Below are 22511 nucleotides of genomic sequence, written 5' to 3'. Positions count from 1 at the left end.
AAAGAACGTAAATATGAGAACATACCTGGACTTTGAAAAACCTATGGCCGAGCTCGAACGTAAGCTCGAAGAAATGAAAACATTGGCAAAAGAGAATAATGTTGATTTTTCTGATGCCATTTCCTTACTGGAAAATAATATTACAGATCTTCGAAAAGAAATATTTGAAAATCTTACGCGCTGGCAGCGCGTACAGCTTTCACGCCACCCCGACCGTCCTTACACCCAGGATTACGTGGAACTGATCTGCGACGAGTTCATCGAACTGCACGGCGATCGCCAGGTGAGGGATGATCCGGCAATTATCGGCGGACTGGCCAATGTAGGCGGACAATCGTTTATGTTGATAGGTCAGCAAAAAGGCCGGAATACCAAGCAGCGGCAACACCGTAACTTCGGTATGCCCAACCCGGAGGGTTACCGCAAGGCACTCCGCCTGATGAAGCTCGCCGAAAAGTTCAACAAGCCGATCGTTACTTTGATCGATACCCCGGGTGCATTTCCCGGGATGGAGGCGGAGGAACGCGGGCAGGGCGAAGCAATTGCAAGGAACCTGAAAGAAATGTTCATGCTGAAAGTACCCGTGATCTGTATCGTGATCGGTGAAGGAGCTTCCGGCGGGGCACTGGGTATTGCGATTGGCGACAGGGTGCTGATGCTGGAAAATACCTGGTATTCGGTTATTTCCCCTGAAAACTGTTCGGCGATCCTGTGGAGAAGCTGGGATTTCAAGGAGCAGGCAGCCGAGGCGATGAAGATCACTGCCAAGGATATGAAGAAAAACAAGCTGATCGACGATATTATCCCTGAACCATTGGGCGGCGCACACCTGGACCATCAGTGGATGGCAGAAACATTAAAAAAGGTGATCCTGGAAAACATTGCCGAACTATCGACCATCAGCGACGAAGACAGAATCGAACAGAGGATAGAGAAATTCTGTGCGATGGGCGTGGTGGTTGAATAAGACAAAGCAGGATAAAAACATATTTTCCGAAGCCGAAAGCCAATAGCCCCGCTCATGAAAAACAGTAAAATCAAGAATATCATTTTTGATCTTGGTGATGTTATTCTCAACATAGACGTCCCCATCGCCTCCCGCTCTTTTGCAGCACTCAGTGGCAGGGAACAGGAGGAAATTTTACATATTTTTAAAGAAAACGCCCTTTTTCGTCAATTTGAAACCGGGCAGCTGGATGAAAAAGGATTTCGTAACTACGTCAGGGAGATCCTCGATTTTTTGGACCTTTCAGATGAAGCCATAGACACGGCATGGAACAGTTTGCTGCTCGACCTTCCTCCTGAAAGGGTGGAGCTGCTTCAGAAACTGAGCAAAAATTACCGGTTGTTCCTCCTCAGCAATACAAGTTCCATCCATATTACCGAGGTCAACAAAATCCTGAAAGCTTCCACCGGCATAGAAAAGCTCGACGATCTTTTCGAAACCGTATTTCTTTCCTACGAAATGGGACTGATGAAACCCGATCCCCAGATCTATCAGCAAGTGCTGGAACTGGCTGGCCTGAATGCTGAGGAAACACTCTTTTTGGACGACAATCCTGACAATATTACCGCAGCTTCAAAATTGGGCATAGACACGATCCTCGTCCAAAAACCATCAACCATACTGGAATATCTTAAAGACTATGCAGTCTAACACGCGTACCTACGTCATCCAGGCCACTCTTTTTATCGTTACCATCATTACGACAACAATGGCCGGGGCCGAGTGGATGTATGGAAGCTTTTTCACTTTTGTTATCGATATCGTCAAATTCCTGGCAGGGTCTGCCGACGCAATTCCTTCTTCCGTCAAACGCCTGGGCTGGGCAGAGTTTGTGCAGGGATTTCATTTTTCCCTACCATTTATCGCCATACTGACGATCCACGAATTCGGGCATTATTTTATGGCCAGGTATCATCAGGTACGAGTTACATTACCTTATTACATCCCGCTCTGGTTCGCGGTATCCCAGAGTATTGGGACGATGGGCGCCTTCATCCGTATCAAATCGCAGGTTCACTCGCGGTTAAAATTTTTTGATATTGGTATTGCAGGCCCGCTGGCAGGATTCATTGCTGCGGTAGCTTTGTTATGGTACGGATTTACGCACCTGCCCCCTGCTGATTATATTTTCACGATCCATCCCGAATACGCCCGGTTTGGTTCCAGCTACCCGCAGTTTGTCTACGAAAATGCCCGCGGGAATCTAGCATTGGGCGACAATATCCTTTTCTGGTTTTTTAAAACCTACGTTGCCGACCCTGCACGTCTTCCACACGCTTACGAAATGACCCATTACCCCTACATTTTTGCAGGATATCTCGCGCTTTTCTTTACATCCCTCAATCTTATCCCGATCGGACAGCTGGATGGTGGCCATATTTTGTACGGGCTGATCGGTAAGAAAAAATTTGATATAGTGGCGCCCGCACTGTTTACGATATTTGCTTTTTACGCCGGTCTGGGGATTTTCAGGGCCGATTCGTTTGCAATCGGAAACGATGCCCTTTTTTATGAAAGGCTCTTTTACCTCGCCATTTATATTTATTTCCTGTATATCTGTTTCAAAAGGGCTACCGACAATCCGTCAACCGGCTTAATGCTCAGTCTGATAGTCGTGGTATGCCAGTTTGCGGTTTCCTATGTGCACCCCGACTGGGAAGGAGCTCGGGGCTTTCTGGCTTTTGTTTTTATCCTGGGCCGTTTTCTGGGAATCAGACATCCAGAAACAGAGGAAAATAAACCGCTCGACCTCCCCCGCATAATCCTCGGTATTTTCGCACTGATTATCTTTATCATAACGTTCAGTCCTCAGCCGTTTACAGAGGTTTAGAACCGAAAAGAAATATAGGTATGCAGCATTCTTATTGTATTTCCCGAAACCAGTTCATCAGACTCTGCACCTTTTTGCCATTCGCTATACCCGATTTCCGCGTTGATGAAGACTTTATTTTAACGGTTAAAGGAAAAATAAAACCATCGGAGTTGGGTAGTACACTCATCCATGAGCATGTACTGGTGGATTTTATAGGAGCTGACAAGATCACAGCCGATCGCTGGAACCACGATGACGTGATCAAAAAAGTCCTGCCTTATCTCTTGGAACTAAAGGCCAGAGGTATCAAAAGCATGGTGGAATGTACCCCGGCGTACATAGGGCGGGACGTGAAGTTGCTTCAAAAACTAGCTGACCTATCCGGATTAAATATTCTGACAAACACCGGTTTCTACGGAGCTTCCGACAATAAGTACCTGCCGGCCCTGGCGTTTACAGAAACCGCCGAACAACTTTCCAGCCGCTGGACTGCCGAATTTGAAAACGGGATCGACGGCACTTCAATCAAACCCGGATTTATCAAAACCGGTGTCAATAGCGGCCCGCTTTCAGATATTCATCAGAAACTGATCAGGGCAGCGGCGCTGACGCATTTAAAAACAGGCCTTACCATTTGCTCCCACACAGGACCTGCTCTGCCCGCACTTCAGGAAATAGGAATATTAAAAACTTTAGGGGTAAGTCCGGCGGCATTTGTCTGGGTTCATGCGAGCGGAAGTAATGATGATTTTCTTAAAACTGGAAAAACGGGCTGCTGGATCAGCCTGGACGGGATCAGTGAAGGTAGTCTCGCTAAGAACGCTGACCTCATCCTGTTCCTGAAAAAAAATGGATTTCTCAAACAAATCCTGATCTCGCACGATGCAGGCTGGTACCGACCAGGCGAACCAAATGGCGGCGATTTCCGTGGCTACACTGCGATCTCTGACAAATTACTACCGCTATTGAAAGAAAAGGGCCTGAAAGACTCCGAAATCCGACAACTAATGCTCGTTAACCCTGCCAATGCTTTTAAAATCGGTATCCGGAAAATTTAATTACCGAATTATCTAGTCAGTCCAATCCTGAAAACAGTCCAGCCATCCGTGCCGGTTTCCAGCGAAAAATCAAACCCGTGGTTGAGGAGAATCTCCCTTGTCAGTGTCAGACCGATTCCTTGCCCGTCGCTTTTGGTACTAAAAAACGGGTTGAAAAGTTTCACACCTGTTTCCGGGCTGATAGGCTTGCCATTGTTGCGAACCAGTATTTCCCCGTGAGTCAGTCCCAAAATGATCCTGCCATCCTTTTCGCAGGCCTCAATGGCATTTTTGATCACATTTACCAAAACCTGCTCGATCTGTCCTGTATCGATCATTTTGAACACATCAGTTTCCGGCAAATCCGTTTCAATATGTATACCGCTCTGCGAAGCAGCCGATTCCATAAAAACAGCCACATCCTTCATCAGTTTTTTTAAATCGGTACTTTCCCTGCTCGGTACCGGCAACCTCACCACATCCGCAAAATTCCTCATAAACCGGGTCAGCCGCCGGTTTCGCTCGGAAGCCACCTGCAACGCCTCTCTCAGATCTGAAAATGAATCGTCGCAAAGAAGCTGTGTGGTAGTCTGAAGAATCGAATCTGTCGCGCCAAGGGTATTGTTCACCTCATGCGCCATCATTCTGATCACTTTTCCGTAGGCATTCTTCTCGGATTCCAGGATTTCATTTGTAAGCTCCTCGATCATCAGGAAAGAACGTCTGAATCCCTGGTCCATAAAATGTGACCGCTGGACCTTAAACGTAACGATACCATTGGTTTTAACAACCCGCGATTCTCCGTCCAGCATATTTTCGAGTTCCGTCAGCAATGAGTGCTCCGTTTCTGCAAGCCTTTTCCCTTCTAACTCACTAAGATCACACTTAAACTGCTCCCTGGCCTTGATATTCAGACCAGAGATCCTGTCGTCAAAATCGAGGATCACAATCGAAATCGGGGATGCTTCGATCAGCTTTTCCAGAAAAAAATGCTGCTCATGTAACTTTGTCCGCTCTTCGCGCAACTGATCAATCATCAGATTATATACTTCGATCAGCGTATCTACCTCACCTTTGCCGGTAGGGACGAATTTGATCGAAAAATCCTTGTCCTTAATAGCTTCAATCCCGGATCTCACAAATTGGATAGGTTGCATAAAATTTCTGTAAATCTGTATGGAAACAATGGTGGAAAACAGCAGAAAAACTTCCGATCCAATGAACAGGAGCTTGTCCTGAAAAAGGATTTTATACACCAGAAAAACCAGTATGACATGCAAAACCAGAATGTAGAGAATGTATTTCGCTTTTGTAGATATCCTCATATTTCCTCTGAATCATAAGAGATTCCGTATTTTTCAAGCCGGCGGTAAAGGGCAAAACGCGTGATACCCAATGATCTCGCCACTTTGCTGACCTTATTCTGATGAAACTGCATCGCCCTGGTAATCATCTGAAATTCCATCTCGTCAAGCGTAATGGTGCCTACCTCGGGCAATGCTTTTGAGCCCGAAGGCTGAGGATTGCCGCTGAGGTTTTTTTGAAAATCAGCAATGTCCAGCACATCATTGCCTGATAGCAGAACAGTTCTTTCAACCAGGTTTTTCAGCTGTCTGATATTTCCTTGTAATTGCAGCGTTCTAAGCCACTTCGTTGCCGCCGTACTTAACTGCAGGTTTGGGCGGTTATAAATGGTTTTGAGGTTATTAACAAAAAAGCCGGATAGTAACGGAATATCATCGGGCCGCTCCCGCAATGCAGGAAGCTTCACTGTGATGAGATTGATACGGTAATACAAGTCCTCCCGGAATGTGCCCTGCGCCACCATTTCTTCAAGGTTCCGGTTTGTGGCGCAGATCACGCGGACATCCACCGTCCTGCTTTTGCTGCTTCCCAATGGTTCAAAAGTTCGTTCCTGCAATACGCGCAGCAGTTTCACCTGGCTTGAGAGATCAAGTTCCCCTATTTCATCCAAAAATATAGAGCCGCGGTTTGCCATTTCAAAACGCCCGGCGCGATCCGTCTTGGCGTCGGTAAACGCCCCCCGCACATGCCCGAACAGCTCGCTTTCAAATAACGTGGACGAAATACCGCCCAGATTGACCTTCACAAATGGCCTTACCCTACGTTTGCTGTTCAAATGGATTGCTTCTGCGATCAGCTCTTTACCTGTGCCGCTCTCACCGGTAATCAGTACAGGTGCATCGGTAGACGCCACCCGACCGACAGTTTCCAGGATATCCAGTAGCTTCGCGTCCTGCCCGACAATGTTGTCAAACTGATATTGCTGATCCAGTTTGCGACGGCTGGGGGACTGCGGTGTTTGTCTTGCCAGGTTCAGAATAGTATCTACAGATTGCAGCAGATGGTCATTTTGCCAGGGTTTTGTGATAAAATCCGCAGCTCCCTCCTTCATACCTTTCACTGCAAGATCAATCGTACCCCAGCCGGTAATCAGGATCACGGGCACCGCAGGATAACTTGTTTTAATGCGCTGCAACAGTTGCATCCCCTCGGCCCCCGAAGTCTCTATGGAGAAATTCAGGTCAAGCAGGATCAGTTCGGGTGTTTCTTTTTTTAGTATTTCAAAAGTTTCTTCCGGTGAAGCAGCACCCTTTACATCAAACCCCTCCTTTTTCAGCAGCAGGATCAGTGAAGCACGTATCGCCAGGTCATCGTCAACGATTAAAAGCATTTGGAAACTATTTTTCCCTGTTAAAAAATTGTTCGAACTCCGACATACTCATGACCTGCACAGGTGGGAATTTCATTTTCTTTACAGCCGTAAAGTGTTTGTCTTCAGTAATCAGGCAAACCGCGCCGGCAGCGATATAACAATCCACAAACTTAGCGTCATCCGGATCAGCCTTCACTGCAAACCAGCGATAATAACGTGTGATGTATTTGATGTTTTGTCAGGTTATCAAAGGCACTTAAGACTCCGCCCGAAACGCCAGGTCCCAGCTTCCGGTCAATGATTTCAGCGTATTCTTCCAGGATGTCGTGATTGAATTTCCATGGCGTTCAAACATTAAAATAAAATACCAGAATGAATTGTATTAACAAAGCATATCCGGTAAACAAATTTCATTCAATGCAAGTTACATAATAGTTGTGTTCGAAGGCTCTACTCTTCATGCAAAGCTACTGCCGGATGTATCCGCGATGCTTGTTTACTCGGAAACCAGGCACAAAGTGTTACAATCAAGTAAATAACCGCCACTGCGGCCAGAATCGCGATGATATAAATGCTGCTTTCGATATCAAAGACCTTCATGATCGGAAACTGCACCGCGAAAAGAAGTCCTACAACCATACTCAAAGTGGCCAAAACCCAGATTTCCCCCAAAAACTGGAAAGTTATCTTGGCCTCTGTCGCACCCATGGCCCTGCGTAAGCCTATTTCATTTTTCCTCCTGCTGATGCTCAGGTTAAGGACACCGAACAGACCAAGCGCTACGTTGGTCAGCAAAAATCCGCTGACGATCAGAAAAATCGCTACCGGCACAAAAGTCAATTTGTGGCGGTTGGCAAGTGTCTCAGTCAGATAACTTACTTCAATTCCCCAGCCAGGCAACATAACGGCTATGTCCTTTACAAGTCTTGCCTCAAATTCCGCATCTGTGCCCGGTTTTGTTTTGATCAGCACATTCGAATTCCAGGAATCATCTTTCCCAATCATCTGGAAAAAAGCTGGATCGTTGGACATAAACTCTCCTTTCGCCTTAAAATTGTCAACCGTCCCGATGACTTTATAAGATACCTTATCGTCCAGCTTTATCACTTTTCCCAAAGGGTTTTCATCGAGGAACAGCTTTTCCCTCATTTTGCCATTGATGACAATCGGTATAAATCTGGCAACCAAATCACTTTCTTTATACCACCGCCCCGAGTACATCGGAAGATCAATTGTTTTGCTCAGTTCCTGATCCGAATAATAATGGTCTGCAAGTACATTTATTTTATTATAAGTAACCGAATTATTCATCTGATTAGCGGAAAACGGCGTATTACTGCTCATCCTTGAAGCAGACGCCACCTCAGGATACGACCTGATCCGTTGCATAGCTCGTTCCAGCTTTGCCGCTACCTCCACAGTGTCCTGATTGTTAGTCAGCCCCACATTCCAGACTTGCGCGTACGAAAACCCAATCGGTTCAAGGTAATTGCGCACATTGTACACAATGAGCGAAAGCACACCAAAAAGCACCATAAAAGAAGCCCATATCTCAACAATCAGCAGCGAGTGGGCCCCTTTTTTATTCCATATTAATTTGAACAAGTGACGTAGCATGGGGTTTAATTTTGAATGAGTGAATGACTGAATGAGTGAATGTTCAATTTTGAATGAGTGAATGACTGAATGTTTTAAATGTTGAATTTTTAATGACTGAATAGTTAATTTTTTGCTAAGTGGGCTCGTGATTAATCACTTGATTATTAATGAACAAAGTGAATTATTGAAAACTAATTTGCTAAGTGAATTATTGAAAATTAAAACATCATTCACTCATTCAATCATTCAATCATTCACTCATTCATTCATTCACTCACTCATTCACTCATTCACTCACTCACTCACTCATTCAATCATTGCCTCAAAGCGTCTGCGATTTTTAGTTTTGACATTCTGTAAGCGGGTAGGACACCGGATAACAGGCCGAATACCAGACAAACCAATATACTGATCAGAAATACGCTGACATTGATCGTGAGATCCGCGTAAGGGATCCAGCCACTGGAATTGATCATCTGGATGATCATAAATGACAAAGACAATGCAATGAACCCGCCGATGAATGTGATAAAAATATTTTCAATGATAAATTGCCAAAGCAGGGCTTTTGACGGTGCTCCGAATGCTTTCCTCACCCCTATTTCCGAAGCTCTTTCGAGTATGCGGCTTACGTTTACATTGACCAGATTGATGGCGGGTAGGCCCATGAACATGAGTACGACCAAAAAGGAAATTGTATAGAAAAAGAATTTCTGGGCGGGATTTCTGGTAAACGCATCCAGAAAATGATCAAAATATTTCTCTGCCCTTACTATCAGAATCGAATACTTTTGTCCCTCCTGAATTTCTGCCAATGGTATCCGGCCGATGTTACCATCAAACTCTGACTGGATCGCAGCAAAATCCGACGGGCTTTTGGCAAGAACCATTGCGATAAAGCTGCCTCTTATACCCTTGTTTTCATAATTGCTTTTGGGCGCGGTGTAGGGAAAGTATACGTCGCTGTAAGTGTAAACCCGCGTAGCCGGACTACCCTTCACAACCCCGATCACCTTATAGTTTATATTTTCGATCTCGATATTCCTGCCTACAACCGTCTTGCCGTCATCTTCAAAATACTGTTTTTTAAGTGCATCCGTAATAACCGCCACATGGTCTCCGCTTTTTATATTCAAGTCATTGTAGGGTTTGCCTTCCAGAAAAACAAAATCGGTCACTTCCCAGAAGTCGGCGTCCGTGTATTTGGTGTTGAGCTTGATTCTTTTGCCATTTACATAGGTATTGGAAAAACTGAAATTGGAAAGGATCGCAACCCGTTCAGGCGTTTTCATGGATTTCGCATATTTTTTCAGGAAATTGAAAGTGGCAGGGCCCATAGATCTTGACTCCCGGGCAGAGTCCGTCTGAGTAACGGTAGCAATGTAAAGCATCCTGTGCCGCTTGCCCTCCGGATAATGTGTACCAAAAAGATGGTCCAGAAAAGACGTCAGCACCATCAATACAGTTAATGTCAGACTTATGCCAAACAAGGTGATAAACGTATAGAAAGGATGCCGCAGCAGTACCTTCCAGGCGATTTTTATATAGTTTGAGAGCATTTTTAATGAGTGAATGAGCCGCCGTGGAACGGGGAATGAGTGAATGACTGAATGACTGAATGACTGAATGTTAATTTTGAATGAGTGAATGAGGGATAATTTAAGTGATTGAATGAGCCCGCCTTCGAACGAAAATGAGCTTAGAATTTGAATCGACAATTATCAAACTTCCCATTTTGAACCCTCCCCTCCTATTCATTTACTAATTCAAAATTCCCTCACTGGCTCATTCACACATTCACACATTCAATCATTCAATCATTCAATCATTCAAAGGACCTGCGTTCCGTCAAAGAGCCTCACCAGCCGGTGGGTACGTTTGGCCATGGCATCATCATGCGTAACCATCACAATGGTCGTCCCGTCGTCGTTCAGTTTCTGCAGAATGTTCAGGATCTCGTTGCCCATGGCACTGTCCAGGTTTCCGGTTGGTTCATCGGCCAGGATAATTTCCGGCTTTCCTACTATCGCCCTGGCGATAGCGACGCGTTGTTTTTGCCCTCCCGATAATTGTTTCGGAAAATGCTTTGTGCGGTTGCTCAGACCCACTTTTTCCAACGCCTCCTGTGCTAAGTCCCTGCGCTGTTTGGATGAACTATTCCGGTAAAGCAGCGGGATCTCCACGTTGTCTATCACCGTAAGGTCATTGATCAGGTGAAAACTCTGGAATATAAAACCCAGCTTCTGGTTGCGTAAATGCGCAAGTTCTTTGTCCCTGTACGTTTCCACTTTGCTTCCGTCGATCTCGATATAACCTTTTGAGGGGACATCGAGCAAACCCATGATGTTGAGCAGCGTACTTTTCCCACAGCCCGAGGGCCCCATGATGGATACAAACTCACCTTTTTTGACATTCAGGTTAATGTTATTGAGAGCCAGCGTCTCTATTGAACTGGTCCGGTATACTTTTTCGACATTTTGGAGTTTGATCATGACTAATTTTGAATTTTGAATGAGTGAATCTTAATTTTGAATGACTGAATGACTGAATGAGTGAATGAGTGAATGACTACAAATGACCCAATGACCACAAATGACCCAATGACTACACATGACTCAATGACTACAATGACCACAAATGACCCAATGACTACACATGACTCAATGACTACAATGACCACAAATGACCCAATGACAACACATGACTCAATGACTACAATGACCACATATGACCCAATGACAACACATGACTCAATGACTACAATGACCACAAATGACCCAATGACTACACATGACTCAATGACCACAATGACCACAAATGACCTAATACCCGATCTTCCTATTTTGTTCAAAGTCATACAATGTCAATAATCTGAGGCTGTAATAGGATTGCCAGTAATCCCGGAGCGCGAGGATGTAGTCCCGGCGGGCGATGTCTTTTTCCTGGGTGGCAATACCGAGGTCCGTCACGCTGAGATCGCTCAAAATGAACCGTTCCTTTGCAATCTGGTAACGTTCTGCTGCAATATGATCCGCCAGATTCGTCAGTTTGACCTGCTTTTGTAACATTTGCAAAAGCGTCACTTGCGTAAAAATCTCCTGCTCAAAAGTAAGCTTGTCCTGCTCCACGGCCTGCTGCATAAATTCTCTGTTGGCTTTTGCCACTTCGGTTCTCGCCTTGTTTCTTCCCCAGGTCATAATCGGCAACGTAAACTGCAATTCCACAAACTCCCTGTCCTGCGGGTTGGCATAGACATCCCGCGGACGCGGGCCTTGGTTGGTCAGACCGAAAGTGGCATTCAGCGATGCATTCAGACCATTTTCTTTTTTGGCAAACTGTACATCACGTTCCGCCTCAAGCAGCTTGCGCTGAAAACCGATTGCGTCTGCGCGGTTTGCAAATGCCTCGTCCAGGGCAATCTGCGTGTTGATAGCAAATTCTGAGGCTTCCAGTGGAATTTCCAGTTCCAGGTCCCGCTCATCCCGGGAACTCAGGAACATTTTCAGTTTCAACGAAGCCACTGCTGCTGCCTGCTGAGCCGAAGCAAGGTCTTTCTGCGCAGTCAGCAAGCCCATTTGTAATTGCAGGAGATCATTCTGAGAGATCTTGCCCAATTCCAGCTTGTGCTGCGCTATCTTATAAAGGGTATCATTATTGCTCCTGTTCTTCTCCGCGATCTGAAGGTTAACCTGCGCCACAAGCAGTTCAAAATAAAAACCCGTGGCATCGAGCGCAACCTGTTCCAGCGAAGCTATAAACTGCTGGTTTCCCTCCTGGTATTGCAGGGGCTGAATCTTTCTCGCCCATTTCATCGGGTTAAAACGAAACAGCGGCTGATCAATCCCGATCGCAAAAGGTATTCCGTTGTAACGTGTATTGTTTCTTGCAAAATCGTCGAACCGCTGCAATTGCTGCTGCACGAACACGGTACCCCCTGTGAACGCTATGCTTTGGCTTAATGACAAATTCAGCATCGAGTTGTTGTTGGAAACATTCTGAAATGCCACCGTACCATCTGGCTGCACCACTTCTATATATGACCTTGTGAAGCCTGGTACAGTTCCGTTCAGACTCAGCTGTGGCTTATAATCTGCCAGAAATGACCGGTACTGCCAGAAATTGGTCTTCTTTTTGGTAGCCGCTTGCTTGGAAGCGATGGATTGGGACTTGGCCGTCTCAACCACCTCCCGCAGGTTCATGGTCTGCACCTGGCTCAAAACCGGGCTGCTTACCAATAAAATAAGTACGGAGAGATATTTCATGTAAAAAGTCATTGAATTGAAATCTCTTCCAGGTGCTCATAATCATTCATATCCGTGAGAACAACCTTCTCCCCGGGCTGTAAACCGCTTTTGATCTCGACATAATCGAAGTTCGAGAGACCAGTCTCTATTTCCCTGCGGTACGCAGTTTTGTCTTTCAGAACATATACAAACTGCTTCCTTTTTCCGGTAAAAGCCGGGCCGTTGGCGACGCGGAGCGTTTTTGGACTGTTGCTCGTGATCACATAAACTTCCACTTTCATATTGGGGCGTAACGATTCATTTTGAGCGTTATCAAGCTGAATCACGAACTCTACAATTCCGTCCTTTACCGCAGGCTTCACCTGTGTGATGATTCCCCGCAACACCACGTCATTCAGTTTAATGATAACTGAAAGGCCCGCTCTCACCTGGTCTGTATATACATCAGAACAGCTTCCGTCGACCCTGAAACTCCCAAGATCAGCCACCTTGGCCAGCATCTCGCCTTCATTTACTGAAGACCCTATATTTTCATTTACCCAGGTCAGGACTCCTTTCCTGTCGGCTACGATATCCGCCCTGGTGAGCTTATGCTGTAATTCCTGCAAGTTTTTGCTTTCAATCTGTGCGCCTAGCTCCGTTTCCCTGAGGCTCGCGTGCATCGACTCACGGTTGTAGCTAAGGTCATTTTCAAGCTGCTTTTTCTCCAGTTCAGCAATTTTCAACGCATTTTCTGCCCTGGTAACATCCTCCGCGGTGCCTCCCCCTACTTTTTGCAGACGTTTGGCATCATCATAGTCTGCACGCAGTTTATTGATATTCAAAGACTTGATCTTGTCACTGATTTCAGCGTCAAACAAATTTTTGTTCAGCTTCATGCGCAACTGCTCAATACTGTTCTGTTTCAGTTCAAGCTGGTCTTTGTAGCGTTCAAATTCAATCTGGGTTAAAGACTTATCGAGTTCAACGATCGGCTGGCCAGGCTGCACCCTGGTTCCCGGCGTGAGCAAAATCCGCTTGATACTGGCACGTATCGGACTCGTGAAGATCTGTTCATAGGCCGGGATCACCACACCTGAGGCACTAAGTGTATTCTCGACATCGCCGGTTTCAACAATGCCGGTCCGGATACGCGCGCTTTCCAGCGTGCTTCCCAGAGATCTTCTGAAAAGGTAAAGAATGCCGCCCAGGGCAATGATAGCAGCGGCTATCAAGAGCCACCGCCGGTTTCGGGATGTTTTAATATAGTCTGGTGCAACTTCCCGGTCCATGGGCGTAATCAATAGGAGGTGTAAATTTCATTTCATGGCTAATCCTCCATTTATAATCTATTTTCATGCCATGATACAACACACTGTATTACAGATATTTATATATTTTATATAAACAAAAAACCGTGCGGTAGCGCACGGTTTGTGTGATTTGGAACGGAATCACTCATGGAATAAAAATGCACCAAAATCAGGTCTTCATTTTTTTCTTTTTAGCCGCCGGGAACAGGATATTATTGAGTATCAGTCGGTATCCGGCTGAATTTGGATGCAGGTTCAGATCTGTCGGCTCTTCACCTACTCTATGCTGATAATCTTCCGGATCGTGGCCCCCGTAAAATGTAAAAAAGCCTTTTCCGTGCGTACTGTGTATGTATCTTGCTTCTTTCGCCGACTTGTTTTCAGCCAGCACAATCACTTCCGGCTTGATCAGACGGTTTTTAAAAGCAGTTGTCTGCCCTAAAAATCCTTTGATGATCGTTTGATGGTTCTGGGTCAGCATGCTGGGTACGGGATCCCATTTGGCTGAAAACTGGAACAGCGAAAAGAAATCGTTCGCCTCGTTCAGCCCACGCTCTTCCGGCTGGTTATCGATATCCGAGAACTCGATCTCATAAGGGTATGGAATAGTCTTGAAATCCCTGAACGCGAAAGTGTTATCATAATTCAGCTTACCGTTCGCAGTAGGATCGGCTGGCGTGCCGTCATACATAGCCTCCACGATATCGAGGCCGTCGGCTGCCAGGGTAATATCAAAAGTGTCGGTTGCATTGCACATGGCAAACATATATCCGCCGCCGGAAACAAATTCAGAGATCTTTTTCGCTACCGCCAGCTTCATCTGCGGCACGTTGGCAAACTGGAATTTTGCGGCTGTTTCCTCTGCTTCACGCTTTTGCTCGCGGTACCAGGGATAATCTTTGTACTGAAAAAATTTACCAAACTGACCTGTGAAATCTTCATGGTGCAAATGCAGCCAGTCGTACTCTGGAAGCTTGGTATTCAGCACTTCATCATCATAAATCACGTCGTAAGGAATCTCTGCATAGGTCAGCACGAGCGTTACGGCATCATCCCACGGAAGCTTGGATTTGGGCGAATAGACGGCGATTTTAGGCGCTTTTTGCAATTTCACTGCGTCCATATTCACATCCGGCGCACTGATCTGACTCAGTATTTGTCCGGCCTGCCCCTCGGAAATCACCTCAAAACTCACCCCGCGTACCGTCATTTCGGAAGCAAACTGCTGATTATAAGCTACCATAAAACTTCCTCCCCTGTAATTCAGCAGCCAATCCATCTCCATTTCGTAATTTTTCAGGATCCAGTAAGAAATGCCGTAAGCCTTCAGATGGTTTTTCTGGGTGTCGTCCATCGGAACCAGAAGCCGGTTTCCGAGGCTGTTTAGGGCAATACCTAAAAAAATGATAAGCGGGATAAACAGGCGTGTCACTGGTTTGATTCTTTCACGTTTCATGTGCAGCTTTACAGAAAGTATTTTGGTCAAAAAGTCATCAGATCCTCTCATTTTGCACCAATTGCTCGGTTTCTTTCAGAAGATCGGAAATTGTAATTTTATTAAATATATCAACAATTCAGCACGATCCGAAATTTAAGACAGGGCGCCAACTATTTTATAATAGGGATACCGTCCCAGTTTAACGTAATAAAAGCCATTATGGTGCACAATCAATATTCATCATGAACATACGCGAAAATGTAGATGAAGGACTTCGCTCCATCCAGTCTAATCTGCTGAGGACTGTGCTCACAGCCATGATCATCGCCATTGGCATTACTTCTCTGGTCGGCATTCTTACAGCCATTGAAGGCATACAGAATTCGGTGAACAGCAGCTTTGCGGATCTGGGGGCCAATACTTTTACAGTACGGAACCGCTCCAATGATAATTTCCGGCGCGGAGGCCGCAGAAGCAAACAGTACCCTCCGGTCTCTTATCGCCAGGCTGTAAATTTTGCAGGCCAGTTTCGGGAAAAATATAACGCCACCGCGTCGCTTTCCGCCGATATCGGAGGTGCTGTGCAGGTTAATTATCAATCAAAAAAAACGAATCCGAACAGCAATGTTGTCGGTTCCGACGAGCAGTACCTCGGCATTAACGGGTACAAAGTTGGCTTGGGACGCAATCTGGATAAAAATGATACCGAGAATTCGCTGAATGTTGCAGTGCTCGGCCAGGAAATTGCCCGCAAGCTCTTCGAAAGGGTTGATCCGATCAACAGGGAAATCACTTTCATGGGGAGCAGATACAAGGTTGTAGGTGTTTTGGAAAAGAAAGGTTCTCTCGGCGGAAACAATGATGCCGATCGCCTCATCCTTATCCCGCTTGCAAATGGTCGCGGGCTCGCTGCCAACCGGACATTGACTTACAATATTACCGCCGCCGCTCCCAATGTTACCGACGGCGACTATATTGTGGAAGAGGCCCGCGGCATCATGCGCAGGATCAGGAACGACGAACTCGGGAAAGAAGATTCATTCGAGATAGACCGTGCCGATGCCATGGCCAAGGATTTTGAAAATATCACGGGCTATCTGCGGTTGGGAGGTTTTGGCATCGGGATCATTACGCTTCTTGGGGCATCTATTGCATTGATGAACATTATGCTTGTATCGGTGACCGAACGGACGAGGGAAATTGGCATACGTAAATCGCTGGGTGCAACTCCACAGGTCATACGTTTCCAGTTTCTGATAGAAGCGATCGTCGTCTGCATTATCGGTGGGGTCGGCGGGCTTTTTCTGGGGATTATTATCGGAAATGTGATTTCAAATTCCATCAGTTCTGAAAGTTCTTTTGTCGTTCCGTGGCTCTGGATGGCGCTGGGTATTGCAGTTTGTATTGTTGTTGGCGTACTTTCGGGCATTTACCCTGCGATCAAAGCTTCCCGGCTCGATCCTATCGAAGCGTTACGATATGAATGACAGCCAAAAACACACCCGAATGCCGCAATAACTATTTTGCTATATTTTTTCAGTCTTAGGCTTGCTTAATATATTTTTCTGTCTACTTTTGCACTCCCAACAAGAGAGATCAATGCCCAGATGGCGGAATTGGTAGACGCGTTGGTCTCAAACACCAATGAGGTTACACTCGTGCCGGTTCGACTCCGGCTCTGGGTACAAAAGCCCCTCGGCGCAAGCTGAGGGGCTTTTTTTGTGTTTAGGAGTAAAAAAATACAATTTCAACTCGATTTCGCATTATTCTATCGACATTTTGGTTCGACTCCGGTGGTGGGGACTAAATTGAACTTTTTATGCGACCCTTAAAACAATAAGTCGTGGTCGTCGATGTAGTCGTCGATAAGTTACAAGTAGTGATTTTTCCCATGAAGCACTTTTTAAAAAAGCATTTCGGAAGCATCAATGGAACCCATCAATTCATTGGCGCCGTCTGTCGGCCTTCTTATAAAATGCTCGAATGTGAAACACTCATTTCGTGACTTTGGGGTAGCCCTGCAACTAACCGGTGAGTAATTAGCAGGATATGAGGCGTAAAGGTTGGTTTCAGAAGTACCGCACCGGATATTTTTGCTTCTGAACCAATACCAGCAGTATAATCCCAAAGATTAACGCTTGACTTTAATACCATCCCATCACAAGGATGTATTAACTTCATTTCATTTAAACTAATCAAACAGTTATGGTAAAATTGGCAATTCTGGCAAGGCTTGAAGCTAAGCCAGGTAAAGAACAAGACGTCGCGGACTTTCTCAAAGGTGCCTTGCCTTTGGCGATGGAGGAAGCAGGTACCATCAACTGGTTTGCCCTGCAAATAGGCCCTTCCACATTCGGAATTTTCGATACATTCGAAACTCAGGAAGGCAGGGCGGCACATTTGGGAGGCGAGATCGCCAAAGCATTGATGGCAAATGCGCCGGACCTGCTTGCAGTTGATCCGGTCCTTGAAATGGTCGACTTACTGGCAGTCAAGTAAACATTGAGTACTACTACCCTTCATAATAATTGTGTTTAGCCTCTTCATAGAAAATTCAGATGCGGCAGTGATCCTATTTTCAAAAAAATAATTTATAAGCATGGCCACTTTCAAGAATCTGTTAATCCTTGCTACACTCCTCTCTGGCGGTCTCGTTCACGCACAATCCAATTTTACAAGTAAATCCATCGGAGTCGGCGTAGTGGTAGCAGACATGCAACGCTCGTTGGATTTCTATATAAAAGGGGAGCTGATTGGGCCCATGTAATCGTGAAGTTTTTTTGCCTCCAAATTGTGCATTGATTAGCCCGAAGACCGTCATTAAGAAGCTATATACTAAACCACTTTCAAATCAAGATTTAAAGGAAATTCTTATTTCTAATGAAATGCCTTAATTTATGACATCGTTAACATGATTGGAAAATAACGTGTCGTCGACCACCTACCTTTAATACGTCGATCGAAAAATTCCTTATCTGAAAACGTGCCTTCGGCTCTCAAACATCACTAGCAATGGGAAAGTAGCTATAGTTCGTTTCAACGACTGTCTTAGCTTGCTCTCATCAATTGCCGTCACAAGTATATTATTCTCATTTTCAAATAGTTAGTTTCGATATTGATTTTAAATCATCAAGCAACCGGTTGGACATTTGTTCGGTTGCGGGTACAAAAGCCCTTCAACGCAAGTTGATGGGCTTTTTTCGTTAAAATTCCTAGAAAAACTAAAATGCAGTCGTATTTTGGGATAATCAGCGACACATTTGGTTGTTCTACTCCTGTTGCGTTCGACAGAACGGAACTTATGAAAAAATATGCAGAAGCTTAAATATTTTAGAGCACTGGCCGAAATTTCCAACCAGCTGAAATCATCTTCTATTGTCGCCGAATTTGACCGTTTGTCTTCTCTTCCCCTCACCGGTTCGTCTACCAGCAAATCGATTGCCGTCACACGTTTCGATTATAAGTCCACTTACGTGGCAGTTGCACAAATGTAAGCTGAGGCACACAAAAGATAACGTAGTAGGCTATTTCCCAAAAGACAATATCATGTCTGGAGATTGCCTAATAAAATACTTGGATGCAGGAAAGTGATATTTGGGAGATGCTAATATTACAGAATGGTCGCCGACAGTTGAAAAAGTCAAAAAATGGTAACCTAATGTAAAATCGTGGTTCCAGGTCACGGCGACCTGGGCAATAGCAAATTGCTTGATTATACAATCAAATTATTCGGCACTCATTGAAAAGGCCAGCGCTTATATGTATGTTGCCCTATTTCAACGTTACTTCTCCGTCTTTGGTAATTGCAGAATCTGAATTGATCCTCCCGCGCTGTATCCTGAGAGTTGAATAAATAGATGATCACCTTCTTTTCTACGAACGGCATAAACTTTCACCACATTGTTGGTATAATCGATCGAACCTTCTTCACCGAAATAGGTAGCTTCGTCTTTGATACGGTCGAGTTCCTTCTGCGGTACTTTTGCCTGATATAACAGAATGCCTCCCGCCGCTGTGATCACGTCTTTGTAGCTCTTTTCAAAATACGGCAAAGACCACTCTTTACCGGTGACACTCGTTAAAAACGCTTTGTAAACCTTTCCTTCCAAAGGAATCATCCCCTCTCGCGTTGGGAAAAACAACCGGTCGAAATCGCGGGTAAGGGGCTTATTCAGAGGGACTATATCAGACGGAGGGCTAAAAACGGGAAATGCGGCCAGCTCCTTTTCGCTGAACGGAAGTTTGCTCAGATCAATAGAGTCTGGAACGAGATTTCTGACTGTTTCCTGTGCAGTTGAAGCAGTATCAGCTTGAAAAATAGGCTTTTCATGAATGGTATCTGCTTTACCGGACTTATTAAATGCAAAAAACAAACTGGTCAGAATTATGGAAATTAAAACTGTTTTACTTTTCATTTAGATTAGCTGTTTTGTAGTGGGCAAGTTGGTAAATTACACCCGCCTGTGCAAAGAATTCCTGTTAAAATAGTGCAAAACAAGTCTAAAATTCAAATGTTTCGGAAGGTCTATGCTGTAAATTAATAACACGACCGTTCTCTGCCACCAACGTCTGAACACCATTTCATCTGCCATCAGTATAGTGGCTATTGCGGTAATTACCAGCAGCCCGGAATTTGTGCAGAATGACGGTTACTGATGTATAGTATAAAATGGGAAGCAAGTAAAAAAGAACATTTTAAAGCTCTAACTTCTGTTTATCTTTAAAAGCTGCTCTCTCAACTTCTCATAATCCAAATCCTGCTTTGACAAAATCTTCAAAAACCTGCTCCGCCGCGTGCGGTTCAAATATCCACATCGTACGTTCAGTCCCATCCATTGCAGGTGTCCCCTGACCTTTGTTGCCATACTCCTCCTTTTTCTGCCATTTCCATGCTCCGGGTTTGTCGTAATGCAGGTATAAGCGGTGGTAAAGCTCCCTGGCCAGACCGCCGATCACTGATTTGTCACCTGTATCCGTAAAACCCAGCCCACTTGCGGACAACCCGCCCAGGTGCTTGTCAGGGGAAACGACGAGCACGGTTTTTCCAGACTTGCTAACCTGGACCGCAGCAGTTATCGCCGCAGAAGTTCCTCCGTAAATAATCACGTCCGCGGATTGTGTTTTTTGTTTTTGGGAAAAGCTTGCATTGCTGCACATCAAAATCAGCGCAGCTATATACATTAACTGTTTTTTCATTTCTATCAATAATGGGTTCAATCTCTACTCCTGGATTTTCCTGAAAATAATCGCATCAACCAGCACCTGCCCTTCCGAACCTTCGCTGACAATATCCACATACCCGTCCATTCCTTCCAGGAACTCAAATTTCCCAATGGAGAGGGACGCAGTTGGCTTTACCCAGATTTCCTGTTCGCCTCTTTTGGAATAAACCTTCACTTTAAACCTCGGTACCGCATTCAGTTTACCATCAACCGGGTATTTTTTCCCATTTGCAGTTGCGCGGAGTTGCGGGTCAAAAGGGGTTTGCTCTGAGAACAAAAGCTCGTAAGTACCTGCCGCCAGATCCGGCCTGAACCTCACAAATTCGCCTTCCGCAGCCCTGCCGCCATTGGTCAGGTATAGATCACCGACCCCTTTTTCCTTCCATCTTTTAAACTGCGGCGCAACCCAAAAGTAAGGCGTACTGTAAAACCGGTTTTCACGCACATCCGCATTGTCGACGATCTCGCGTTTGAGGTTTCCGGTTTCATTGTGCGCTGGAGGATAAGTCGGGATCGTCAGGTTTACCATAATATATTGCACTGCATTCACGCTGCCCGGAACCTCCACGCGTATACGAGCGCTGTAAACGCCGGCACCCAGACCAGTCGCATTGACGAAAACCTTCAATTTCTGCTCATTCCCCTGCCCTTCCGCTTCCAGATTTAGCCAGCCTTTTCCGCTCAGGTACTCAATCTTTGGCGCATTGACTTTCTCAAATACACCTTTGCCAATATTCACCAGCGCGACCGTTTTTGCATTAGGCTGCGGCCTCGTTGGCCGGGCTAGAAAGTGAAGTGAATTTGGGATAAATTTTCTATCCAATGCATACACATCCATGACATGCGCCGGGCGGATTCTGAACGAAGGCTCTTCCCCGCAGGCCCATGCCAATGCAGGGGTTACTTTTGACGCAGAATTTCCATTCGGGCCATCAATCGTGATATGCTGCGTAAAGCTGCTGCGGGCAACGCCGTCGTCTACCAAAAGCGTCACCGGATAAATGCCAGGATTTACGAAAACGTGCTTTGGATTCTTTTCGATTGCCGTGCCGCCATCGCCGAATGTCCAGTAGTACAACAGCTCCCGGCCAGCAGTTTTGTATTCATTGCGCGATTTTTCACCAATAAACGAAACCCCTGCCCCTGTCTTCCCCGGACGTAGCGGACCGATGATCGCTTTGGTTTCACCGGCCCGCTCGCGGTTATCTTCAAAAGTCTGCCAGAACAAAATCCACGGATCGAGCAAAATCTCCGACTCATTTTCTGTTGTTTTGACCCGAAATACAAAGTGCGAATGGTTGTTATTACCTACATGCACCCCCGCCCCGTCCGAATAATACACGCCTGCGCCAATGGGCGTATGCTCCGGGATGCGAAGGTTGAGCATGTGGTGATTCTGAATGCTCCACTGATCACCGTTTTCCCAGGTATGAATGCCTCGCCACCGGTTGTTGTTATCGCCCTTTTCCAGACTGAAAACAAAGAAATGGTCATCGATCGGAAACGGCGTAAAGTGTGGGGTACCCGAAGGATTGTTCAGATCCAGGCCGCCGTGCAGCTCAAACCCGTTGTAAGCACCCATCCAGCAATCGTCGCCGTTGTAGCTGTTTGAGATACGCAGGAAATTTTCGCTGCTGGGAAACATCGGGTAAAGTTTCGATGGCGCAATGCGGCTGGTCATGTCAGTCACCGCAAAACGCGCGTGTTTGTGCGGCACGGATTCGCTGCTTTTTCCGCCGTGCTCGTCCTTGATAATCTGCCCGATCGTGTTCACCCCGTCGAACCAGATCCGCATTCCATTGATCACATAAGGCTCATAAAAGCTTTCCTGCGAACCTACATAACGCTCCATTTTCATCAGATGCCCGTCGATCAGAACCTGACAGGTAAAATGGTAAAGCGTGGCGCCGCCCGGCTGGTCTTCCCTGAGTTTGCCGAGGTTGGTAATGATGACGTCCGACGAAATTTCCTTCAATACCATCGTCCGGGTTTCGCCATTGCGGAGGGTAAATTTCAGCGTATCCTCCTTGTTCATTTCCACCGGCGTCAGCGTAGCTTTGGCCTTGCGGATTATGGTTTCGCCGCTAGCCGGGCTTCCGCAAATCGACAAGAAAAGAATGGCTGCTAAATAAAACCGGAAGTTTGGCATCAAAGGATATCGTCGTTGTTTATGCATCATTATT

Annotated in this window: 18 protein-coding genes, 1 tRNA gene and 2 pseudogenes; 10 read left to right on the top strand and 11 right to left on the bottom strand. The window is 45.8% G+C overall.

Annotated features, from left to right (window positions below; translation table 11 throughout):
• Nucleotides 1-13 precede the first annotated feature (13 nt).
• Genes FBF61_RS29045 through FBF61_RS29030 form a run of 4 tightly spaced genes read left to right on the top strand, consistent with a single transcriptional unit; the run spans nucleotide 14 to nucleotide 3877 of the window.
• Entirely contained in the window at nucleotides 14-967 is a 954-nt protein-coding gene (locus FBF61_RS29045; RefSeq protein ID WP_138484121.1) for an acetyl-CoA carboxylase carboxyltransferase subunit alpha, read from the top strand.
• A gap of 54 nt (nucleotides 968-1021) precedes the next feature.
• The gene (locus FBF61_RS29040; RefSeq protein ID WP_138484119.1) at nucleotides 1022-1657 is read left to right on the top strand and encodes an HAD family hydrolase; all 636 of its coding nucleotides are present in this window, start codon (nucleotides 1022-1024) and stop codon (nucleotides 1655-1657) included.
• Nucleotides 1647-2837, top strand: a complete 1191-nt coding sequence (locus FBF61_RS29035; protein ID WP_138484117.1) for a site-2 protease family protein — start codon at nucleotides 1647-1649, stop codon at nucleotides 2835-2837. The genes FBF61_RS29040 and FBF61_RS29035 overlap by 11 nt, the downstream gene beginning before the upstream one ends.
• A 20-nt stretch (nucleotides 2838-2857) precedes the next feature.
• On the top strand, nucleotides 2858-3877 hold the full coding sequence (locus FBF61_RS29030) for a phosphotriesterase family protein (protein WP_138484115.1): 1020 nt from the start codon (nucleotides 2858-2860) through the stop codon (nucleotides 3875-3877).
• A gap of 8 nt (nucleotides 3878-3885) precedes the next feature.
• Here FBF61_RS29030 and FBF61_RS29025 read toward each other — a convergent pair whose 3' ends face one another.
• From FBF61_RS29025 to FBF61_RS28990, 8 genes are all read right to left on the bottom strand, one after another.
• Entirely contained in the window at nucleotides 3886-5181 is a 1296-nt protein-coding gene (locus FBF61_RS29025) for a sensor histidine kinase (RefSeq protein WP_138484113.1), read from the bottom strand.
• The gene (locus FBF61_RS29020; protein ID WP_138484111.1) at nucleotides 5178-6551 is read right to left on the bottom strand and encodes a sigma-54-dependent transcriptional regulator; all 1374 of its coding nucleotides are present in this window, start codon (nucleotides 6549-6551) and stop codon (nucleotides 5178-5180) included. Before FBF61_RS29020 ends, FBF61_RS29025 begins: the two co-directional genes overlap by 4 nt.
• 432 nt (nucleotides 6552-6983) lie before the next feature.
• Nucleotides 6984-8150: an ABC transporter permease gene (locus tag FBF61_RS29015; protein ID WP_138484109.1), complete on the bottom strand. Its 1167-nt coding sequence runs from the start codon at nucleotides 8148-8150 to the stop codon at nucleotides 6984-6986.
• Nucleotides 8151-8446: 296 nt separating this feature from the next.
• Nucleotides 8447-9691, bottom strand: a complete 1245-nt coding sequence (locus FBF61_RS29010; RefSeq protein WP_138484107.1) for an ABC transporter permease — start codon at nucleotides 9689-9691, stop codon at nucleotides 8447-8449.
• A 270-nt stretch (nucleotides 9692-9961) separates the two neighbouring features.
• Nucleotides 9962-10624 carry an ABC transporter ATP-binding protein gene (locus tag FBF61_RS29005; protein WP_138484105.1) on the bottom strand — a complete coding sequence of 221 codons (663 nt, stop codon included), beginning with the start codon at nucleotides 10622-10624 and terminating at the stop codon, nucleotides 9962-9964.
• 330 nt (nucleotides 10625-10954) lie between these two features.
• On the bottom strand, nucleotides 10955-12394 hold the full coding sequence (locus FBF61_RS29000; RefSeq protein ID WP_229215276.1) for a TolC family protein: 1440 nt from the start codon (nucleotides 12392-12394) through the stop codon (nucleotides 10955-10957).
• Between the two features lie 8 nt (nucleotides 12395-12402).
• Complete coding sequence (locus FBF61_RS28995) at nucleotides 12403-13647, bottom strand: efflux RND transporter periplasmic adaptor subunit (RefSeq protein WP_138484101.1); 1245 nt, start codon at nucleotides 13645-13647, stop codon at nucleotides 12403-12405.
• Between the two features lie 190 nt (nucleotides 13648-13837).
• A complete protein-coding gene (locus FBF61_RS28990; RefSeq protein WP_138484304.1) occupies nucleotides 13838-15100 on the bottom strand; it encodes an asparagine synthetase B in 1263 nt (420 codons plus the stop codon).
• A 248-nt stretch (nucleotides 15101-15348) separates the two neighbouring features.
• On the opposite strand from FBF61_RS28990, the gene FBF61_RS28985 reads away from it, so the two are divergent.
• The 6 genes and pseudogenes from FBF61_RS28985 to FBF61_RS35430 form a co-directional block, all read left to right on the top strand.
• Nucleotides 15349-16593: an ABC transporter permease gene (locus tag FBF61_RS28985; protein ID WP_138484099.1), complete on the top strand. Its 1245-nt coding sequence runs from the start codon at nucleotides 15349-15351 to the stop codon at nucleotides 16591-16593.
• Between the two features lie 114 nt (nucleotides 16594-16707).
• Nucleotides 16708-16791 (top strand) — tRNA-Leu (locus FBF61_RS28980).
• A 520-nt stretch (nucleotides 16792-17311) separates the two neighbouring features.
• Nucleotides 17312-17605 (top strand): putative quinol monooxygenase, encoded by a 294-nt coding sequence (locus tag FBF61_RS28975; protein WP_138484097.1) that lies wholly within the window; start codon nucleotides 17312-17314, stop codon nucleotides 17603-17605.
• 100 nt (nucleotides 17606-17705) lie between these two features.
• Complete coding sequence (locus tag FBF61_RS34755; protein ID WP_166444631.1) at nucleotides 17706-17873, top strand: hypothetical protein; 168 nt, start codon at nucleotides 17706-17708, stop codon at nucleotides 17871-17873.
• A 544-nt stretch (nucleotides 17874-18417) separates the two neighbouring features.
• Nucleotides 18418-18600, top strand: coding sequence for a hypothetical protein (locus tag FBF61_RS28970; RefSeq protein WP_138484095.1), 183 nt, complete (start codon nucleotides 18418-18420; stop codon nucleotides 18598-18600).
• Nucleotides 18601-18607: 7 nt separating this feature from the next.
• Nucleotides 18608-18849: pseudogene (locus FBF61_RS35430) on the top strand (MBL fold metallo-hydrolase); the annotation flags it as partial.
• 39 nt (nucleotides 18850-18888) lie between these two features.
• Here the strand turns inward: FBF61_RS35430 and FBF61_RS28960 are convergent.
• The 3 genes and pseudogenes from FBF61_RS28960 to FBF61_RS28950 form a co-directional block, all read right to left on the bottom strand.
• The gene (locus tag FBF61_RS28960; protein WP_138484093.1) at nucleotides 18889-19521 is read right to left on the bottom strand and encodes a hypothetical protein; all 633 of its coding nucleotides are present in this window, start codon (nucleotides 19519-19521) and stop codon (nucleotides 18889-18891) included.
• Nucleotides 19522-19867: 346 nt separating this feature from the next.
• Nucleotides 19868-20263: pseudogene (locus FBF61_RS28955) on the bottom strand (FAD-dependent oxidoreductase); the annotation flags it as partial.
• Between the two features lie 63 nt (nucleotides 20264-20326).
• Nucleotides 20327-22507 (bottom strand): PKD domain-containing protein, encoded by a 2181-nt coding sequence (locus FBF61_RS28950; RefSeq protein WP_138484091.1) that lies wholly within the window; start codon nucleotides 22505-22507, stop codon nucleotides 20327-20329.
• Between the last annotated feature and the right edge of the window lie 4 nt (nucleotides 22508-22511).

The organism is Dyadobacter bucti (genome assembly GCF_005869225.1).
Lineage (GTDB): Bacteria > Bacteroidota > Bacteroidia > Cytophagales > Spirosomataceae > Dyadobacter > Dyadobacter bucti.
This window is presented reverse-complemented; position numbering and strand designations above follow the sequence as displayed.

Bases quoted from the DNA above. Each gene is read 5' to 3' on its own strand.
- FBF61_RS28960 (WP_138484093.1), bottom strand. From the start codon at position 19,521: ATGAAAAGTAAAACAGTTTTAATTTCCATAATTCTGACCAGTTTGTTT.
- FBF61_RS29020 (WP_138484111.1), bottom strand. From the start codon at position 6,551: ATGCTTTTAATCGTTGACGATGACCTGGCGATACGTGCTTCACTGATC.
- FBF61_RS28950 (WP_138484091.1), bottom strand. From the start codon at position 22,507: ATGATGCATAAACAACGACGATATCCTTTGATGCCAAACTTCCGGTTT.
- FBF61_RS29015 (WP_138484109.1), bottom strand. From the start codon at position 8,150: ATGCTACGTCACTTGTTCAAATTAATATGGAATAAAAAAGGGGCCCAC.
- FBF61_RS29010 (WP_138484107.1), bottom strand. From the start codon at position 9,691: ATGCTCTCAAACTATATAAAAATCGCCTGGAAGGTACTGCTGCGGCAT.
- FBF61_RS28985 (WP_138484099.1), top strand. From the start codon at position 15,349: ATGAACATACGCGAAAATGTAGATGAAGGACTTCGCTCCATCCAGTCT.
- FBF61_RS29000 (WP_229215276.1), bottom strand. From the start codon at position 12,394: ATGAAATATCTCTCCGTACTTATTTTATTGGTAAGCAGCCCGGTTTTG.
- FBF61_RS29035 (WP_138484117.1), top strand. From the start codon at position 1,647: ATGCAGTCTAACACGCGTACCTACGTCATCCAGGCCACTCTTTTTATC.
- FBF61_RS29005 (WP_138484105.1), bottom strand. From the start codon at position 10,624: ATGATCAAACTCCAAAATGTCGAAAAAGTATACCGGACCAGTTCAATA.
- FBF61_RS28970 (WP_138484095.1), top strand. From the start codon at position 18,418: ATGCAGAAGCTTAAATATTTTAGAGCACTGGCCGAAATTTCCAACCAG.
- FBF61_RS28995 (WP_138484101.1), bottom strand. From the start codon at position 13,647: ATGGACCGGGAAGTTGCACCAGACTATATTAAAACATCCCGAAACCGG.
- FBF61_RS29045 (WP_138484121.1), top strand. From the start codon at position 14: ATGAGAACATACCTGGACTTTGAAAAACCTATGGCCGAGCTCGAACGT.
- FBF61_RS29030 (WP_138484115.1), top strand. From the start codon at position 2,858: ATGCAGCATTCTTATTGTATTTCCCGAAACCAGTTCATCAGACTCTGC.
- FBF61_RS29040 (WP_138484119.1), top strand. From the start codon at position 1,022: ATGAAAAACAGTAAAATCAAGAATATCATTTTTGATCTTGGTGATGTT.
- FBF61_RS29025 (WP_138484113.1), bottom strand. From the start codon at position 5,181: ATGAGGATATCTACAAAAGCGAAATACATTCTCTACATTCTGGTTTTG.
- FBF61_RS28975 (WP_138484097.1), top strand. From the start codon at position 17,312: ATGGTAAAATTGGCAATTCTGGCAAGGCTTGAAGCTAAGCCAGGTAAA.
- FBF61_RS34755 (WP_166444631.1), top strand. From the start codon at position 17,706: ATGGCCACTTTCAAGAATCTGTTAATCCTTGCTACACTCCTCTCTGGC.